Annotated in this window: 14 protein-coding genes; 3 read left to right on the forward strand and 11 right to left on the reverse strand. The window is 70.5% G+C overall.

Annotated features, from left to right (window positions below):
• The first annotated feature begins 8 nt into the window (after window positions 1–8).
• Window positions 9–803 (forward strand): inner membrane protein YpjD, encoded by a 795-nt coding sequence (locus ACHWVH_RS00890; RefSeq protein ID WP_017913516.1) that lies wholly within the window; start codon window positions 9–11, stop codon window positions 801–803.
• A 96-nt stretch (window positions 804–899) separates the two neighbouring features.
• Here the strand turns inward: ACHWVH_RS00890 and ACHWVH_RS00895 are convergent, their stop codons facing one another.
• Window positions 900–1964 carry an aldose epimerase family protein gene (locus tag ACHWVH_RS00895; RefSeq protein ID WP_295927056.1) on the reverse strand — a complete coding sequence of 355 codons (1065 nt, stop codon included), beginning with the start codon at window positions 1962–1964 and terminating at the stop codon, window positions 900–902.
• 381 nt (window positions 1965–2345) lie between these two features.
• On the opposite strand from ACHWVH_RS00895, the gene ACHWVH_RS00900 reads away from it, so the two are divergent.
• Complete coding sequence (locus ACHWVH_RS00900) at window positions 2346–3935, forward strand: alpha-N-arabinofuranosidase (protein WP_394686472.1); 1590 nt, start codon at window positions 2346–2348, stop codon at window positions 3933–3935.
• Between the two features lie 140 nt (window positions 3936–4075).
• Here the strand turns inward: ACHWVH_RS00900 and ACHWVH_RS00905 are convergent, their stop codons facing one another.
• From ACHWVH_RS00905 to ACHWVH_RS00915, 3 genes are all read right to left on the reverse strand, one after another.
• Complete coding sequence (locus ACHWVH_RS00905; protein ID WP_152236242.1) at window positions 4076–4546, reverse strand: hypothetical protein; 471 nt, start codon at window positions 4544–4546, stop codon at window positions 4076–4078.
• 129 nt (window positions 4547–4675) lie between these two features.
• Window positions 4676–6739, reverse strand: coding sequence for an elongation factor G (gene fusA / locus ACHWVH_RS00910; protein WP_295919145.1), 2064 nt, complete (start codon window positions 6737–6739; stop codon window positions 4676–4678).
• Window positions 6740–7194: 455 nt separating this feature from the next.
• Window positions 7195–8325, reverse strand: coding sequence for a dipeptidase (locus ACHWVH_RS00915; protein WP_394686473.1), 1131 nt, complete (start codon window positions 8323–8325; stop codon window positions 7195–7197).
• A gap of 176 nt (window positions 8326–8501) precedes the next feature.
• Here ACHWVH_RS00915 and ACHWVH_RS00920 point away from each other — a divergent pair, with 176 nt between their 5' ends.
• A complete protein-coding gene (locus ACHWVH_RS00920) occupies window positions 8502–9767 on the forward strand; it encodes a cation:proton antiporter (protein ID WP_152236240.1) in 1266 nt (421 codons plus the stop codon).
• 63 nt (window positions 9768–9830) lie between these two features.
• Here ACHWVH_RS00920 and ACHWVH_RS00925 read toward each other — a convergent pair whose 3' ends face one another.
• From ACHWVH_RS00925 to ACHWVH_RS00955, 7 genes are all read right to left on the reverse strand, one after another.
• Window positions 9831–10550, reverse strand: coding sequence for a hypothetical protein (locus tag ACHWVH_RS00925; RefSeq protein ID WP_394686474.1), 720 nt, complete (start codon window positions 10548–10550; stop codon window positions 9831–9833).
• 92 nt (window positions 10551–10642) lie between these two features.
• On the reverse strand, window positions 10643–11263 hold the full coding sequence (locus ACHWVH_RS00930; RefSeq protein ID WP_267087034.1) for a glutathione S-transferase family protein: 621 nt from the start codon (window positions 11261–11263) through the stop codon (window positions 10643–10645).
• A 46-nt stretch (window positions 11264–11309) separates the two neighbouring features.
• Window positions 11310–12335, reverse strand: coding sequence for a galactofuranose ABC transporter, permease protein YjfF (gene yjfF, locus ACHWVH_RS00935; RefSeq protein WP_394686475.1), 1026 nt, complete (start codon window positions 12333–12335; stop codon window positions 11310–11312).
• Entirely contained in the window at window positions 12332–13387 is a 1056-nt protein-coding gene (locus ACHWVH_RS00940) for an ABC transporter permease (RefSeq protein ID WP_394686476.1), read from the reverse strand. The genes yjfF and ACHWVH_RS00940 overlap by 4 nt, the downstream gene beginning before the upstream one ends.
• Window positions 13384–14895, reverse strand: coding sequence for a sugar ABC transporter ATP-binding protein (locus tag ACHWVH_RS00945; RefSeq protein ID WP_295927073.1), 1512 nt, complete (start codon window positions 14893–14895; stop codon window positions 13384–13386). Before ACHWVH_RS00945 ends, ACHWVH_RS00940 begins: the two co-directional genes overlap by 4 nt.
• A 10-nt stretch (window positions 14896–14905) precedes the next feature.
• Window positions 14906–15898: an ABC transporter substrate-binding protein gene (locus ACHWVH_RS00950; RefSeq protein ID WP_394686477.1), complete on the reverse strand. Its 993-nt coding sequence runs from the start codon at window positions 15896–15898 to the stop codon at window positions 14906–14908.
• Between the two features lie 97 nt (window positions 15899–15995).
• Entirely contained in the window at window positions 15996–17435 is a 1440-nt protein-coding gene (locus tag ACHWVH_RS00955; protein ID WP_295927079.1) for an aldehyde dehydrogenase family protein, read from the reverse strand.
• Window positions 17436–17449 lie beyond the last annotated feature (14 nt).

Here is a 17449-nt window from a genome sequence, read left to right on the forward strand (position 1 = left end):
CTGGCGCGATGCTCATCACCGTCCTCGCCACCCTGCTGTACCTGGCCGCCACCGGCCTGCTGATCGCCGCGGTGGTGCGCGACCGGGTGGACCGCAGCCGCGCCTGGCTGTGGCCGGCGCTGCCGGCGGTGGCCCTGCATGCGGGCTATCACGTGCAGGTGGCCCTGCACACCGCCGGCGGCCCGGACATGCACTTCTTCGCCGCGCTGTCGCTGGTCAGCCTGGGCATGGCGCTGATGACCGCCCTGGTCGGCGCCAGCGGGCGCATGGCCGCGCTGGGCGTGGTGGTGTTCCCGCTGTCAGCGGCGCTGCTGCTGGCCTACCACGGCTACGGCCACGAGCCGGCGCCGGTGCTGGACTGGCGGCTGCAGTTGCACGCCTGGCTGGCGCTGCTGGCCTACGCCACGCTGGGTATCGCCGCGCTGCTGGCGGTGATGCTGTGGCTGCAGGAACGCGCGCTGCGACGCCGCGACTTCCATCCCTGGCTGCGCGCGTTGCCGCCGCTGACCGCGCTGGAAACGCTGCTGTTCCGCACCATCGTGGTCGGCTTCATCCTGCTGACCCTGACCCTGCTGACCGGGGTGCTGTTCGTGCAGGATTTCCTGGCGCAGCGGCTGGTGCACAAGACCGTGCTCAGCGTGCTGTCGTGGATCGTGTTCGGCGCGCTGCTGTTCGGCCGCTGGCGCTACGGCTGGCGCGGGGTCAAGGCGGTGCACTGGACCCTGGCGGCAATGGTGCTCCTGCTGCTGTCGTTCTTCGGCAGCAAGTTCGTGATCGAACTGGTGCTGGGGCACGCGCAGTAGCCGCCCCGTCTTCCCGTAGAAGCGGCTTCAGCCGCGACGGGTGACACCGGGAAAGGCCCGGTCGCGGCTTCAGACACGCCTGCGACGTCCCACGCCTCAACCGCCGCCCTGATCCGCCAACGCCGCCTCCACCGCCGCCCAGTCGGCGCCGCGGCCGACCTCGGCGAACTGGTACGTGATGCGGTGCCGATAGACCTGGCCGGGACGCAGGATGCAATCGGGAAAGCCCGGCTGGTTCGGCGCGTCCGGGTAGCCTTGCGGCTCCAGGCAGATACCGCGGCCCAGCGCCGGATGCTGCCGGTCCAGGCCCTGGCCTTCATAGAGTTGCACGGCCGGCATCGGGCTGACGATGCGCATGGCCACGCCGCTGTGCGGCGAATACAGCACGGCGGTGCAGTCGTGGCCGTCGGCCAGCACCAGGCAGTGGTCGTAGCCGGCGCTGAGCGAGAGCTGCGGATCGGCGGCGATGTCCTTGTCGGCGATGGCACGCACCTGGCGGAAATCGAACGGCGTAGCGGCCACCGTGGCGATCTCGCCGCGCGGCAGCAGCGCCGCGTCGCGCACCGGCAGGTAGCGATCGGCCGGCACCCGCAGCCACTGCGCCGCGGCCGGCACCGCGGCATCGCCGGCCAGGTTGAAATAGGGGTGATGGGTCAGATTGAGCGGCGTCGGCGCATCGGTCTGCGCGACGAACTCGACGCTCAGGCAGCGGCCTTCGACGCGGTAGCTCGCCTCCACCGACAGGTTGCCCGGGTAACCTTCCTCGCCGGCCGGCGAGTCGTAGCGCAACTGCAGCGTCCGCTCGGTCTGCGCCAGCACCGTCCACACCCGCCGGCCGAAGCCCAGTGCGCCGCCGTGCAGATGGTTGGCGCCCTCGTTGGCGGTGACCGCGTAGTGCCGGCCATCGACGGTGAAGGCCGACCCGGCGATGCGGTTGCCGAAGCGCCCGACCAGCACGCCCAGGTAGGCCGGGTCCTGCAGGTAGTCCTGCAGCGTCGGCAGCCCCAGCACCAGCTCGGTCTCGCCATGCGCGCCGTGCAGGCGCAGGCTGCGCAGCAGGCCGCCATAGGTCAGCACTTCGGCACGCAGGCCGTCGCCGCTGTCCAGGACCATGCGCTGGATGGCGGTACCGTCGGGAAGATGACCGAAAAGCGAGGACATGCAGGAGCCTTGGAAGTCGGTGCGCATGCGCGGGGTCCGCAGCATAACCAGCGAGGGCGCGACACGGCCATCGCCGCGCGAGCGCCGACAGCGCGCTGTGCGATACCGCGCACGTTCTGGGAACACACCGCATGCGGCGCCGTGCCGCGCATTGCAATTCCGATATGGCGGCGTCGCATTTGGGCATTGGTTCGCCCTCCACGTGTCTTCTATGCTCGGGAGCGGGGCACACCGGGGACAGGCGCGGAAGCGATCGTGCCGGGGGGGGGGGGCGCGCCCCGAATGCGGCAGCGCCTGGGCGTCATGGCCAAGGCCGCGCGCCGGCCGTCACTCCCACGCGACGCTGGCGACGGCGCCGCCCTACCCGACAAGGAGCTCCCGATGCGTTCGCCCCGTTTCCTGCAGCAGCGTGCGGCACACTGGCGACGGTTGCCGCTGATCGCCGCGACGCTCGGCCTGGCACTGGCCGCCACACTGGCGCAGGCCGCCGACGTCGAGGTGCGCGGCACGCTGCGTGCCGACCGCCCTGGCGCCGCGGTGTCGCGCCACCTGTTCGGACAGTTCGCCGAGCATCTGGGCAACGGCATCTACGGCGGCGTCTGGGTCGGCCCGGACTCGAAGATCCCCAACACCCGCGGCTACCGCAACGACGTGGTCGCCGCGCTGAAGGCGCTGGACGTGCCGGACATCCGCTGGCCCGGCGGCTGCTTCGCCGACGAATACCACTGGCGCGACGGCATCGGTCCGCGCAACCAGCGCCCGACCAGCGTCAACACCCACTGGGGCGGCGTGGAGGAACCCAACAGCTTCGGCACCCACGAGTTCATGGACCTCACCGAACTGCTCGGCACGCAGGCGTACGTGGCCGGCAACGTCGGCGACGCGGCGCCGGACGAGATGGCGCAGTGGGTGGAGTACATGACCGCGCCCACGCGCTCGACCCTGGCCGAACAGCGCCGCCGCAACGGCCGCCAGGCCCCGTGGAAGGTGCCGTTCTTCGGCGTCGGCAACGAGCTGTGGGGCTGCGGCGGCAACATGCGCGCCGAATACGCCGCCGACGTGTTCCGCCGCTACCAGACCTTCGTCAAGGCACCGGCCGACCAGAAGATCCTCAAGATCGCGCCCGGCCCGAACGAAGACGACTACCACTGGACCGAGGTGATGATGCGCGAGGCCGGCAAGTTCATGGACGGCCTGAGCCTGCACTACTACACCGTGCCCGGCGGCTGGCCGCCGCGCGCCTCCTCCACCAGCTTCGACGAGGCAGCGTGGATCGAAACGCTGTCGCGCACGCTGCGGATGGACGAGCTGATCAGCAAGCACAGCGCGATCATGGACAAGTACGACCCGGACAGGAAGGTCGCCCTCGTGGTCGACGAATGGGGCACCTGGTACAAGGGCCTGCCCGACGTGAACCCGGGCTTCCTGCACCAGCAGAACACCTTGCGCGATGCGCTGGTGGCGTCGCTCAACCTGGACATCTTCGTCCAGCATGCCGACCGCGTGCGCATGGCCAACATCGCGCAGATGGTCAACGTGCTGCAGGCGATGATCCTCACCGACGGCGACAGGATGCTGCTGACGCCGACCTACCACGTCTTCATGCTGTACAAGCCGTACCAGGACGCGACCGCGCTGCCGCTGCAGATCAGCACGCCCGACTACCGGCATGCCGGCTATACGGTGCCGGCGGTGCACGGCTCGGCGGTGCGGGCCAAGGACGGGCACGTGTACGTGGCGCTGACCAATCTGGACCCGAACCGCAGCGCCGACGTTACGGTGCAGGTTGATGGAGTGCAGGCGCGCGGCGTCGACGGGCAGATCCTGACCGCACCGACCATCGACGCGCTCAACACCTTCGCCCAGCCGCAGGCGGTGCGCCAGGCCGCCTTCGCCGGCGCGCGCGTGCAAGGCGACACGTTGCAGGTGGCGCTGCCGGCCAAGGCGATCGTGATGCTGAAGCTGCAGTAGCCCCAGGCCCTTGCCGCGCTCCTAGCCCCTCTCCCCCCCGGGAGAGGGGTTGGGGTGAGGGTCGGCCCGCGCAGCGCAGCCACTCCTCGCCAATTCCAAAAAGGGATTTGAACTCCTATGCGGCGCGCCGCGCTGCGCGCCTAGTCCTGCGCGTCGGTCAGCAGCGCGAACAGCGATTGCCCATCCGGCGCGATCAGGTCGCTGACCGCCCAGCAGCCGTTGCCGCGGCGCTGCAGTTCGATCTTGACCGAGCCGGCGCCGCCGAGCGTGCGCCGGTAATCCATCCGCACCTCCACCACCGTGGCCTGCGCGCCACCGGAGACCAGAGTGAATCTCGGCGCGCCCTGCAGTTGACCGTCCTGGGCATCGGTCCATGGGGCGAAGTCCAGCCGGCACCTGCCATCGCGCCTGGCGCAGCGCCGGTCGGCCTGGAGCGCCTGGGCGAAGGGCGGCGTCAGCAGCTTCTCCAGGTTCTGCGGCTGCCAATCGACATCGCGCGCCCGGAACAGACCCTCGGCCACCTGCAACGGCGTCTGGCATCCCGGCGGCTGCGCCGCGGCGAGTACCGGCGACAGGGCGAACAAGGTCAGCAGGGCAAGACGGCGATGCATGGGCGGCTCCGGCGATCGGGGCCGGCTATGAAGCCTGGATCGCGGCGTCGACGCAAGCACGGACAAAAAAAGAGGAGCCGGCGAACCGGCTCCCCGTTCTCCTGCCGCATTGCCAGATGGCAATGCGGCTCACGCGGCCTTGACCGGCGCATAGCCGTCGAAGGTCATGCTCGCCGATGCCCGTCCCTGGGTCAGCGAACGCAACGCCGTGGCATAGGCCTGCAGTTGCGCCAGTGGCGCCTGCGCGACCACCTCGGCACGGGAGCCGCGCTCCTCGATCGCCACGACGCGTCCCTCGCGCCGCTGCAGATCGCCGAGCACGTCGCCGACGCTGTGCGCAGGCGCATCGATCGCCACCGCCATCACCGGCTCCAGCAGCAGCGTGCCGGCCTGCGCCAGTGCCGCCTTCACCGCGTCCGAAGCCGCGCGCTGGAACGCCATGTCCGACGAATCCACCGCATGCGCCTGGCCATCGACCAGCACCACCTCCACGCCGACCACCGGATGACCGAGCGGGCCTTGCGCCAGCGCCGCACGCGCCCCCTTCTCGGTGGCGGCGACGAAGGCCTTCGGCACCACCCCGCCGCGGCTGCGGTCGACGAAGGTGACCGCACCGTCCGCGCGCGGCAGCACATCCAGCACCACCTGCGCGAACTGGCCCTGGCCGCCGTTCTGCTTGGACAGCCGTGCCGCCACGCCCAGCGCGGCCGCGCGCGGCGTTTCCTGGTAGGCCACGCGCGGCGCACCGGTGCGCACGTCCACGTGCCACTCGCTGCGCAAGCGCTCCACCATCACCTCCAGGTGCAGCTCGCCCATGCCCCAGATCACCGCTTCACCGGTCTCCGGATCGCTGTCGACGCGGAAGGACGGATCCTCCTGCGCCAACCGCGCCAGGCCCTGCCCCAGCCGCACCAAGTCGGTCGCGTTGGCCGCGCCGAGCCGCCACGCCAGCACCGGCGGTTGCGTGCGGATGCGTTCCAGCACCCACCGCGCCTGCACGCCGCTGAGCGTCTCGCCGCTGACCGCGTCCTTCCAGCCGAGCACGGCGACGATCTCGCCGGCCTGCGCCTGCGCCACGTCGTGGGTGCGCTGCGCCTGCACCACCGCCAACCGCCCGACCCGGCGCGGACGCCGTGCATGCGACGTCCACACCGTGTCGCCGACGCGCAAGGTGCCCGAATACACGCGCACGAAGGCCAGCGGCCCCTGCGCGGTATGCGCGAACTTGAACACCAGCGCCGCCAGCGGACCGGACGGATCCGGCGCCAGCAAGGTCTCGTGCCCGTCTTCGGCACCGGCATCGGTGTCCGCATCGGCGCGGGCGACGACCGGCGGGCGGTCCAGCGGCGACGGCAGCCAGTCGACGATCGCGTCCAGCAACGGCTCGATGCCCTTGCGCTTGAACGCCGAGCCGGCCAGCACCGGCACGCCGGCGCCGGCCAGGGTGGCCCGGCGCAAGGCGGCGCGCAGCAGCTCGGCGTCGATCGCGCGTTCCTCGAGATAGGCCTGCGCCAGCGCCTCGTCGTGCTCGGCCACCGCGGCGATCAACTGCTCGCGTGCGTCCGCGAACGCGGCCGCCTCCTCGGTGTTCCAGGCGCGCGTGTGCAGTTGCCCCGCGTCGTCCCAGCTCAGCAGGCGGCCGCCGACCAGGTCGCTCCAGCCGTCGAAGCCGGAGTCGCCCGGCACCGGCACGCCGACCGGCCACACCGTCGCGTCGAGCTTGCCGCGCAACTGCGCCAGCACGCCATCGAACGAGGCACCGGCACGGTCCATCTTGTTGACGAACGCGAGCATCGGCACGCCGTGGCGGCGTGCTTGCCGCCACACGGTTTCGGATTGCGGCTGCACGCCGTCGACCGCGGAAAACACCGCGACCGCGCCGTCGAGCACGCGCAGCGAGCGTTCCACCTCGATCGCGAAATCGATGTGCCCGGGGGTGTCGATCAGGGTCAGGCGATGCACCGGCTGCCCGGCCGGCGCCCACTGCACCTGCACCGCGGCCGCACCGATGCTGATGCCGCGCGCACGTTCGATGTCCGAGAAATCGGTGGTGGCGGCACCGTCGTGGACTTCGCCCAGACGATGGATCGCACCGGCAGCCCACAGCAGGCGTTCGGTGAGGGTGGTCTTGCCGGCGTCGATGTGGGCGATGATGCCGAGATTGCGCCAGCGGGAAAGGGTGTTCGTGTTCATGAGAAAGACTCCGCATTGCCAACACGGGGGACGCCGCATGCCCCGGTTGGCGAGGCGGGCATGCGGCTAGGTTTCGGGTTCGGCGGCGTAGTGCATGGCACGTTCTCCTTGGCGTGTCGGAACGGTGGAACAGCGAAAAACAGGCAATAAAAAAGCACCCATCGGGTGCTTGTCTGCGGCGGACCGGCGATGGCCGGCGTTAGCGCACGGCGTCGACCACTCCTTCAGGCAGGCGCACCCGGCCTGCGCTGACGCGCAGGGCGTTGGGCAATATCAGCAGCGGTGCGTGGGCCATGGCGGCGTGGACGTTCGGGTGGAAATGTGGCCGCAAGTCTGAACCTGTGCGAGGGCCCGGTCAATGCGGGCGGCGCGGTGCCGCTGGAACGGTGAAAGACGCTGCGTGCAACGCACCACCTACCGGGGCGTCACGCAGGTCCTTTGCGCACTGCACAGCGTCACACACTCCAGATCTCGCCGAACACCCGTTCGAAATTCGCTCCCAGCACCTTCTCGGCGACCCGGGCACTGTAGCCCTGGCGCAGCAGCGCGTCGGCGACGCGTTCGAGCTTGCGCGGGGTGTTGGCGTCGGGCAGGTAGGGCAGACGGTTCTCGCCCGGGGCGCCGATGCCGTCGCGACGGCGCTGCACCAGGTCTTCCTCGAAGGCGCGCCGGTCCTGCTCGGTGGCCGGGAAGAACAGCGAATCGGTACCGATGCCGACATGGTCCTCGCCACACACGTCCAGTGCGTGCAGCAGGTGGCGCATGTAGTCGGCCAGCTGCGGTTGGCGGCTGTCCTCGGTCAGGAACGGCAGCATGTACACGCCCATCACCCCGCCCTTGTCGGCCAGCGCGCGCAGTTCGGCGTCCTGCTTGTTGCGCGGATGCACGAACACCGCGGCGCAGCCGGCATGGGTGATGACCGGCGGGCGCTGCGACAGGGCGATGCCGTCGCGGGTGGTCTGCAGGTTGCAATGGCTGAGATCCAGTGCCACGCCGAGACGGTTCATGCGCGCGATGGCGTCGCGGCCGAGCGCGGTGACGCCGCCCGTGTCGCCGTCCAGGCAGCCCACGCCGAACGGCGTGGTGCGGTTATAGGTCAGTTGCATGACCCGCACCCCGAGCTGGCGGAACAGGTCGATGCGCGCGGGCTTGTCCTCCAGCATCGCTGCCGATTCGAAGGAGAAGATCAGCGCGAGGCGCCCCTCGCGCTTGGCGCGGCGCAGGTCGGCCGGCTGCAGCACCTTGAGGAAATGCTGCGGATAGCGCTCGACCAGCGCCTGCGCAGCGGCGATGTCCTGCACGGCGGTCTCGAAGTCGCCGGCCGCACCGCCCAACGTGGTCTTCAGCGCCGACACGCCGGAGTCGCGCAATTGCTGCAACAGCTGCGGTGCATCCGGGCCATCGAATACCTGCCCGATCGAGGCCAGGGCGTTGGCGTCGAGCACCAACGCACGCCGGTACAGCGCGTCGGCATCGTGCGCACCGGCAGCGGCGGCGCCCGCGATGGCGGCCCCGGGCAGCACGCCGGCCACTGCGCCCGCGGCAGCGGCGCCCAGGCATTGCCGCCGCGTCCATCCCTTGCTCATCGCTTCGCTCCCCGGTGCGTCCTGCGGTGTCGGCCCGCATGCGTGTACGGCCTGCGCCATGCGCGCGCCAGGCACCATACCGCAAACGCGCCCCGCCCCACCATGTGAGGCGCGGCCGCATGGATTTCATCGCCACGGCCTCCTATCATCCGCCGACACTTCCAGGACGGCCGCCCATGACCACCCCGCAGATGTCGGTGTATTTCTTTCTGCAGGCGGCGGTGATCCTGCTGGTGTGCCGCCTGGTCGGCCTGCTGGCCAGGCGCCTGGGCCAGCCGCAGGTGGTCGGCGAGATGATCGCCGGCGTGGCGCTGGGGCCGTCGCTGTTCGGCGCGCTGCTGCCGGACCTGCAGCAGGCGCTGTTCCCCAAGCCGACCCTGGACATGCTGTACGTGGCCGCGCAGTTCGGCGTGGGCCTGTACATGTTCCTGGTCGGCACCGATTTTCGCGGCGAGCACTTCCGCACGCGCTACCGCAGCGCGATGGGCGTGTCGCTGGCCGGCATCGCCGTGCCGTTCGTGCTCGCCTTCGTGCTGGCGCCGTGGCTGCTGCACATGCCCGGGCTGTTCTCGGCCAAGGCCAAGCTGCTGGAGGCGTCGCTGTTCCTGGGCGCGGCCATCGCCATCACCGCGTTCCCGATGCTGGCGCGGATCATCCACGAGCGCGGCCTCACCGGCAGCCCGCTGGGCACGCTGGCGTTGACCGCCGGCGCGGTCGACGACGCCGCGGCCTGGTGCATCCTCGCGCTGGTGCTGGCCAGCTTCGGCGGCAGCTGGGGCAGCGCCTATCTGGCGATCGGCGGCGGCGTGGGCTACGCGCTGTTCATGCTGCTGGTCGGCCGCCACTGGCTGCGCCGCCTGGCCGACCACGTGCGCCCCGAGCAGCCGCTGAGCGCCGGGGTGCTGGCGGTGGTGCTGATGCTGTTCTGCGTCAGCGCCTGGGCGATGGACGCGATCGGCATCCACGCGGTGTTCGGCGGTTTCCTGCTCGGCGCCTGCCTGCCCAAGGGCGCACTGACCGAAAAGCTGCGCGAGCAATTGCAGCCGTTCGTGGTGGTGTTCCTGCTGCCGATGTTCTTCACCTTCTCCGGGCTCAAGACCGAGCTGAGCGTGCTGCTGGACCCGCAGATCCTGCTGGCCGCCGGCGCGGTGCTGCTGGCTTCGTTCCTGGGCAAGGGCATCGCCTGCTGGGCGGCGGCACGGATCAGCGGCGAGACCAACCGCAATGCGATGGCGATCGGCGCACTGATGAACGCGCGCGGCCTGATGGAGCTGATCATCATCAACATCGGCCTGCAGGCCGGGGTGATCGAACAGGGCCTGTTCTCGATCCTGGTGCTGATGGCCATCACCTCCACGCTGATGGCAACCCCGCTGTTCAACTGGGTGATGCGCCGCGCGGGCGGCGACGCGCTGCCGGCGGTGGCGGGCGGGAGACCCTGAGGCGCGCACGCGTTCGGCGGCGCGTCGCCGACACTGCACACGGATGCAGGAAGCAACGCGGCGTCAGAGCGGCGTCAGCCGCCACAGTCCATAGGGATTGGCGAACAGGTCGCCGGACTGGAACTGGGTACAAGGCTCGGCCTGGATCCGGTAGCGCGGCGCATCCGCCGCGACCGAGAAGGTATGGCCGGCGCGCACGTCGGGCGCTTCGTTGAACAGGTAGCAGGTGAAGGTGTGCAGCAGGGCAACCGGGTCGGATGCCGCCTGCGCCGCGACGATCGCGTCCTTCATGCCGAACTGGTGCATGCCGCAGGAATGCACCTGCTCGCCGGTGATGTTCAGCACATAGGCGCGGTGGGCGCTGCCTAGCGCCAGGTCCGCGCACAGTTGCCGCCAGTCGGCGGGGCTGTGGGCGACGCCGCTGCTTTCCACCTTCACACCCAGGCCGCCGGCGTCCAGCAACGCCGCGGCCGCGCGCATCATCGTCTCCGCACGCACCCGCGAGCCGCCGGCACCGATCAGGTAGACGACGGACGCATGCGTCCCGATGCGCGCCATGTCGGCCGAGCCGCGCCAATGCGGGCCGGCGGCGGCGAACGCGGCGGCCATGCGCGCATCGTGCGGTTCGTACTGCAGTTCGCATGCCTGGCCGCTGTCCATGTGCATCAGCACGTGCCCGGCGAACAGGTAGCCGCCGCTGTCCTGGACGATGCGCGCGAGCAGGTCCGCGCGATCCGGCCATGGGCCGGGAATGCAGAGCACGATCTTGGGAGGTTCGATCACGGGTAGCGGCTCCTTGCCGTCAGGTGGGAGCGAGCGGTTGACGGGCATGGCCACCGCCGCGACGGCACCGTCCCCCGCCGGAAACGCCGCACTCAGGTCAGCGCCGTCATCACGCCCTTGCGATAGGCCGGGCGCTGCTGCAGACGTTGGTACCAGGCGTGCAGGTGCGGCAGTGCCGGGCGTTCGATCGGCATCTCGAACCAGGCATAGGCGAAGCTGCCCAGCGGAATGTCGCCCATCGCGAAGTGCTCGCCCGACAGCCAGGGCTGTTGTGACAGTGCGGCGTCGGCGGTGTGCAACAGCTCGGCCGATTGTTCCAGCGCGGCGGCGATCCTGGCTGCATCGCGCTGTTCCGGCGCGGTGCGCAACACGCCCCAGAACAGATCGCGGAAGGCGCCGGCGAAGCGCGAGGTGGTCCAGTCCATCCACTTGTCGCCCTGCGCGCGCAGCACCGGATCCTGCGGGTACAGCGTGTCCGGGGCGTAGCGCGCGGCCAGGTAGCGGACGATGGCATTGGATTCCCACAGCGCCAGGCCATCGTCCTCGATCGCCGGCACCAGGCCATTGGGATTGAGCGCGCGATAGGACGGCTGATCGTTGCCGCCGAACGCGCCGCCGACCTCGATGGAGGTGTAGGCCAGGCCGATCTCCTCCGCGCACCACAGCACCTTGCGCACGTTGCTCGAATTGTGGCGGCCCCAGATGGTCAGCATGTCGGCGCTCCGCTTGCGGTTGCCGAATTCTACGCCGCCGTGCCGCTCACTCGCTCGCCGCACCCTGCGGCAGGCGCCGGGTCAGCAACCGCTGCAGCAGGCAGAACAGCAGCAACAGGCCGCCGATCACGATGCGCGTCCACCACGAACTGAGCGTGCCGTCGAACACGATCAGGGTCTGGATCGCGCCCAGGATCAGCACGCCGAACAGAGTACCGATCACATAGCCGCTGCCGCCGGCCAGCAGCGTGCCGCCGATCACCACCGCGGCGATGGCGTCCAGCTCCAGGCCCTGCGCATGCAGGCTGTAGCCGGACAGCATGTAGAACGTGCACACCACCCCGGCCAGCGCCGAGCAGAAGCCGCTGAAGGCGTAGACGCGCACCTGGGTCGCCTCCACCGGCAGGCCCATCAGCCGCGCCGAGGCCTCGCTGCCGCCGAGCGCGTACACGCAGCGGCCGAAGCGGGTGCATTGGGTCAGCCACATGCCCAGCGCCACCGTCGCCAGCGCGATCAACGCACCGATCGACAGCGACGCGTCGCCGCCCAGCGGCAGCCGCGCCTGCGCGATCGCGGTATACAGCGGGTCGGTGATCGGGATCGAATCGACGCTGATCAGGTAACTGGCGCCGCGCGCCAGGAACATGCCGGCCAGGGTCACCACGAACGGCTGCAGGCGGTAGCGCTGGATCAGCAGGCCCATGAACGCACCGAAGACGCTGCCGAGCAGCAACACCAGCGGGATCGCCGCCAGCGGCGACCAGCCATGGCGCTCGACCAGCGATGCCGACAGCACGGTGGTGAACGCCAGCACCGCGCCCACCGACAGGTCGATGCCGCCGCTGAGGATCACCAGGCTCATGCCCACCGCGGCAATGCACAGGAAGGCGTTGTCGATCAGCAGATTGGCCAGCACCTGCGGCGCCAGGAAGCCGTCGTAGAGCACGCCGCCGGCCGCGAGCATGGCCACGAACAGCGCCACGGTGATCGCCAGCGGCAGGCGCGCGCCCTGCAGCACGCCCGCCGCCTTGCGCAGGCCGGACCCAACCAGGCGTGGAGCCGCCGCGCTCATGGCCGCACCTGCGGCGGCGGCCGCCGGATCCAGCCGCGCAGGTTGGCGCGGAAGCGCGGCGATTGCAGCAGCATCACCGCGAACACCAGCAGCGCCTTGATCAGCATGGTGACCTGCGCCGGCACGCCGAAGGCGTAGATGGTCGCGGTCAGGGTCTGGATGATCAGCGCGCCGATCACGCTGCCGGCCAGGCTGAAGCGGCCACCATCGAGCAGCGTGCCGCCGAGCGTGACCGCGAGGATCGCGTCCAGTTCCATCAGTTGCCCGGCGTTGTTGGCGTCGGCGCTCTTGACGTTGGAGCTGATCAGCAACCCGGCCAGGCCGGCGCTGAACGCGCAGAACACGTACAGCAGCACCGCGATCAGCCGCGCACGCACGCCCGCCACACGCGCCGCGCGCGGGTTGTGGCCGATGGCGCGCACGAACAGCCCCAGCGCGGTGCGCCCCAGCAGCAGTTGCAAGGCCGCGAACACCGCGGCGACCACGAACAGGGCGAACGGCAGGCCGAGCAGGAAGCCGTTGCCCAGGTAGAAATACGGCGCGTAGTAGATGGTCAGGATCTGTCCGTCGCCGATCAACTGCGCAATGCCGCGCCCGGCCACCATCAGGATCAGCGTGGCGATGATCGGCTGCATGCCGACCTTGACCACCAGCAGCCCGTTCCACAGCCCGCACAGCGCCGCCACCAGCAGCGGCGCCAGCAGCACCGCCCACAGCGGGAAGCGGCTGTGTTCGCCGCCGCCGATCATCCACGCCGCCACCGTCGCGGCGATCGCCACTACCGCGCCGACCGAGATGTCCAGGCCGCGCACCGCGATCACCAGGGTCATGCCCATCGCCACCAGCGCCAGCGGCGCGGCACGGTTGCCGATGTCCACCAGGTTGCCGTACAGGTGACCGTCGCGCCATTGCAGGCTCAGGAAGCCGGGGTCGAACAGGCCGTTGCCGAGCAGCAGCACCGCCAGCGTCGCCAGCGGCCAGAACAACGGATGCGCGCGCAGCCGCGCCGACCAGCGCGATGCGGTGGTGTCGGGCGTGGCGGTGGCGCTCATGCCGCGCTCCCGGCGATCAGCTCGAAGATCGCGCGCTCGCCGCAGCCGCCGGGCAGTTCGCCGACCAGGCGGCGTTCGCGCAGCACCGCGATGCGGTCGGCGATGCGCGCGATCTCGGCGACCTCAGCGGAGATGAACAGCACCGCCATGCCCTCGCGGGCCAGGGCCAGGATCCGGGTCATGATCTCCTGCTTGGCGGCGATGTCGATGCCGCGGGTGGGTTCGTCCAGGATCAGCAACCGCGGCCGCGTCGCCAGCCAGCGCGCCAGCACCACCTTCTGCTGGTTGCCGCCGGACAGCAGCCCCACCGGCGTCTCCAGGCTGGCGGTCTTGATGCCCAGCACGTCCACGTAGCCCTGCGCGATGCGCAGCTGCTCGGCCGGCGCCAGGAACCGGCGCAGGCCCATGCGCGCCTGCAGCGCCAGCACGATGTTCTCGCGCACCGACAGTTCGGCGACGATACCCTCGGTCTTGCGCTCTTCCGGACACAGCGCCAGACCGTGGGCGATCGCGTCGGGCGGGCCGTGCAGGACCACGGCGCGGCCGTCGATCGCCACGCGGCCGCGATCGGCACGGTCCAGCCCGAACAGCAACCGCGCCAGTTCGGTGCGGCCGGCGCCGAGCAGGCCGGCCAGGCCCAGCACTTGGCCTTGGCGCAGTTGCAGGTCGACCGGCTGCAACTGGCCGCGCCGGCCCAGGCCCTGCGCCTGCAGCAGCGGCGCCGTGTCCTCGGGCGCGGCCGCGCGCACCGCGGCGGCCGCGGCGCTGGCCGGGTCGAGCGCGCGCCCGACCATCGCCGCGACCAGCTGCGGCGCGGGCAGCGCATCTGGCGTGTATTCGCCGACCAGGCGGCCGTTGCGCAGCACGCTGATGCGGTCGGCCACCGCGTACACCTGGTCCAGGAAGTGGGTGACGAACAGGATCGCCATGCCGCCATCACGCAGCGCGCGCATCACCCGGAACAGTTCGGCCACCTCGCCTTCGTCGAGGCTGGAGGTGGGTTCGTCGAGGATCAGCACCCGCGCCGACACCCCGACCGCGCGCGCGATCGCCACCATTTGCTGCACCGCCACCGGATAGCTGCCCAACGCGCGCCGCACATCGATGGCGATGCCCAGACGCTGCAGGCCGGCCTCGGCCTCGCGCTCGACCCGGCGCCAGTCGATGCGCCGCAACCAGCCGCGCAGCGGGTAGCGGCCGGCGAACAGGTTCTCGGCCACCGACAGGTTCGGGCACAGGTTCACTTCCTGGTACACGGTGCTGATGCCGAGCCGTTGCGCCTGCTGCGGCGACGCCGGCGAGACCACCGCGCCATCCAGCACGATGCGCCCGGCGTCGGCGGCGGTCACGCCGGTGAGCAGCTTGATCAGGGTCGACTTGCCGGCGCCGTTCTGGCCCATCAACGCGTGGATCTCGCCGCCGCGCAAACGCAGCGCCACGTCCTCCAGCGCGGCCACGCCGGCATAGGCCTTGCTCAGTCCCTGCGCCTCCAGCACCAGCGGATGCATGCGCGCGGCCTCAGTACTTGCGCTTGGGCAGTTCGGCCGCGGCCTGGTCCTGGGTGTACACCGACTCCTCCACCACGATGCGCTTGGGCAGCGGCTTGCCGGCCTTGAGGTCGCGGATGGCCTGCACCAGTTGCGGGCCCAGCAGCGGATTGCATTCGACGGTGACGTTGAGCTTGCCGGCCTGCATCGCCTCGAACGCGCCCTTCACCCCGTCCACCGAGATCACCAGGATGTCCTTGCCCGGCTTCAGCCCGGCTTCCTCGATCGCCTGGATCGCGCCGATCGCCATGTCGTCGTTGTGCGCGTAGAGCACGTCGATGTTGCGTCCCTCCGACTTCAGGAACGCCTCCATCACTTCCTTGCCCTTGGCGCGGGTGAAATCGCCGCTTTGCGAGCGCACGATCTGGAAGCGCGGATGCGAGGCCAGGATCTCCTTGAAGCCCTTCATGCGATCGATCGCCGGCGCCGAGCCGACGGTGCCCTGCAGTTCGACGATGCGCACCGGCTTGTCGCCGTCCTTCAGCGGCGAGCGCTCGACCAGCCAGCGCGCCGCCTTGCGTCCTTCCTCGACGAAATCCGAACCGATCAAGGTCACGTACAGGCTGTCGTCGGACACCTTCACCGCGCGGTCGGTCAGCACCACCGGGATCTTCGCGGCCTTGGCCTCGCGCAGCACCGTCTCCCAGCCCGACTCCACCACCGGCGAAAACGCGATCACGTCCACGCGCTGGGCGATGAACGAGCGCAGCGCCTTGATCTGGTTTTCCTGCTTCTGCTGCGCGTCGGAGAACTTCAGCGTCATGCCGGCATCGGCGACGGCCTGCTTGATCGAGGCGGTGTTGGCAGTGCGCCATTCGCTCTCGGCGCCGACCTGGCTGAAACCGACGGTGAGTTGCCCGGGCGCCTTGCCGGCGTCCTTGCCGCCGCCGGAACACGCGGCCAGCGCCATTCCCAGCAGCGCCGCGATTCCCAGCGCCCACATTCCCGACGTGTGCTTCTGCATAGCCCCTCCTCGTTGATGGCACGCTGGCGGCGGACGGGCCCGGAGGCCGCGACGCGCCGCCCACCCTCCCAGGCCGGCGTGCGCTGATTCGATCAGTTCATGGTGCGGATGTGTAAGCCGTCTTGACCGTGGTGTAGAACTCCACCGCATACCGGCCCTGCTCGCGCGGGCCGTAGCTGGAGGCCTTGCGTCCGCCGAACGGCACGTGCGGGTCGACGCCGGCAGTGGGCAGATTGACCATCACCATGCCCGCCTGCGCATGCCACTTGAAATGCGCGGCGTGCTTCAGCGAGCGCGTGGCGATGCCGGCGCACAGGCCGAACTCGGTGTCGTTGGCCAAGGCCAGCGCGTGCTCGTAGTCGTCGGCCACCAGCACCGCGGCGACCGGGCCGAACACCTCCTCGCGGGCGATGCGGTGCTGCGGCTGTGCTGCGACCAGCGCCGGGCGCATGTAGTAGCCGCGGTGCGCGCACTCCAGCGCCTCGCCGCCGTAGAGCAGTTCGGCGCCTTCTTCGCGGGCGATGCGCAGGTAGTCGCGGTCCTGCTGGAACTGGCTGGCGCTGGCGACCGGGCCGATATCCACACCCGGCTCCAGCGCATGGCCGATCTTCAGCGCGGCCAGGCGCGTGCGCACCCGCGCGACGAACTCGTCGTGCACCGCGCGTTCGACGATCAGCCGGCTCGAGGCGGTGCAGCGCTGGCCGGTGGAGAAGTATGCGCCGTTGACCGCGATCTCCACCGCCAGGTCCAGGTCGGCATCGGCCAGCACCACCAGCGGATTCTTGCCACCCATCTCCAACTGGATCTTCAGCCCGCGCTCGGCGGCCTGCTTGAGCAGACGGTTGCCGGTCGGCACCGAGCCGGTGAAGCTCAGCGCATCGATGCCGCGCTCGCCGACCAGCGCCTGGCCGACCGTGCTGCCGCTGCCGAGCACCAGGTTGAACGCGCCGTCGGGCAGGCCGGCGCGGCTGAGGATCTCGGCCAGCGCCCAGGCGCAGCCGGGCACGATCTCCGCCGGCTTGAACACCACCGTGTTGCCGTAGGCAAGCGCCGGCGCGATCTTCCACGCCGGGATCGCCAGCGGGAAATTCCACGGCGCGATGATGCCGACCGTGCCGACCGGCTCGCGGGTGATCTCGACGTTGACCCCGGGCCGGGTGGAGGCCAGCGTCTCGCCGGGAATGCGCAGCGCCTCGCCGGCGAAGAACTTGAAGATCTGCCCGGCACGCGCCGCCTCGCCGATGCTCTCCGGCAAGGTCTTGCCCTCTTCCGAGGCCAGCAGCGCGCCCAGCTCCTGCTTGCGCGCCAGGATCTCGCTGCCGACCGCGTCCAGCGCGTCGGCGCGCTGCTGCGGGGTGCTCGCGGCCCACGCCGACTGCGCCGCGTTGGCCGCGGCGATCGCCTCGCGCACCGTGGCCGCGTCGAGGCTGCCGGCTTCGCCGACCGGTGCCGACAGGTCGGACGGATTCTCGTCGGGGGCGAGGTCGTCGCCGGCCACCCAGCGGCCGTCGATGTAGCTCTGGAAACGTCGGGTCATGCCTACCTCCGTGC

The organism is uncultured Xanthomonas sp. (assembly GCF_964278005.1).
Taxonomy (GTDB): Bacteria; Pseudomonadota; Gammaproteobacteria; order Xanthomonadales; family Xanthomonadaceae; genus Xanthomonas_A; species Xanthomonas_A sontii.

Bases quoted from the DNA above. Each gene is read 5' to 3' on its own strand.
- ACHWVH_RS00890 (WP_017913516.1), top strand. From the start codon at position 9: ATGCTCATCACCGTCCTCGCCACCCTGCTGTACCTGGCCGCCACCGGC.
- ACHWVH_RS00895 (WP_295927056.1), bottom strand. From the start codon at position 1,964: ATGTCCTCGCTTTTCGGTCATCTTCCCGACGGTACCGCCATCCAGCGC.
- ACHWVH_RS00900 (WP_394686472.1), top strand. From the start codon at position 2,346: ATGCGTTCGCCCCGTTTCCTGCAGCAGCGTGCGGCACACTGGCGACGG.
- ACHWVH_RS00905 (WP_152236242.1), bottom strand. From the start codon at position 4,546: ATGCATCGCCGTCTTGCCCTGCTGACCTTGTTCGCCCTGTCGCCGGTA.
- fusA (WP_295919145.1), bottom strand. From the start codon at position 6,739: ATGAACACGAACACCCTTTCCCGCTGGCGCAATCTCGGCATCATCGCC.
- ACHWVH_RS00915 (WP_394686473.1), bottom strand. From the start codon at position 8,325: ATGAGCAAGGGATGGACGCGGCGGCAATGCCTGGGCGCCGCTGCCGCG.
- ACHWVH_RS00920 (WP_152236240.1), top strand. From the start codon at position 8,502: ATGACCACCCCGCAGATGTCGGTGTATTTCTTTCTGCAGGCGGCGGTG.
- ACHWVH_RS00930 (WP_267087034.1), bottom strand. From the start codon at position 11,263: ATGCTGACCATCTGGGGCCGCCACAATTCGAGCAACGTGCGCAAGGTG.
- yjfF (WP_394686475.1), bottom strand. From the start codon at position 12,335: ATGAGCGCGGCGGCTCCACGCCTGGTTGGGTCCGGCCTGCGCAAGGCG.
- ACHWVH_RS00940 (WP_394686476.1), bottom strand. From the start codon at position 13,387: ATGAGCGCCACCGCCACGCCCGACACCACCGCATCGCGCTGGTCGGCG.
- ACHWVH_RS00945 (WP_295927073.1), bottom strand. From the start codon at position 14,895: ATGCATCCGCTGGTGCTGGAGGCGCAGGGACTGAGCAAGGCCTATGCC.
- ACHWVH_RS00950 (WP_394686477.1), bottom strand. From the start codon at position 15,898: ATGCAGAAGCACACGTCGGGAATGTGGGCGCTGGGAATCGCGGCGCTG.
- ACHWVH_RS00955 (WP_295927079.1), bottom strand. From the start codon at position 17,435: ATGACCCGACGTTTCCAGAGCTACATCGACGGCCGCTGGGTGGCCGGC.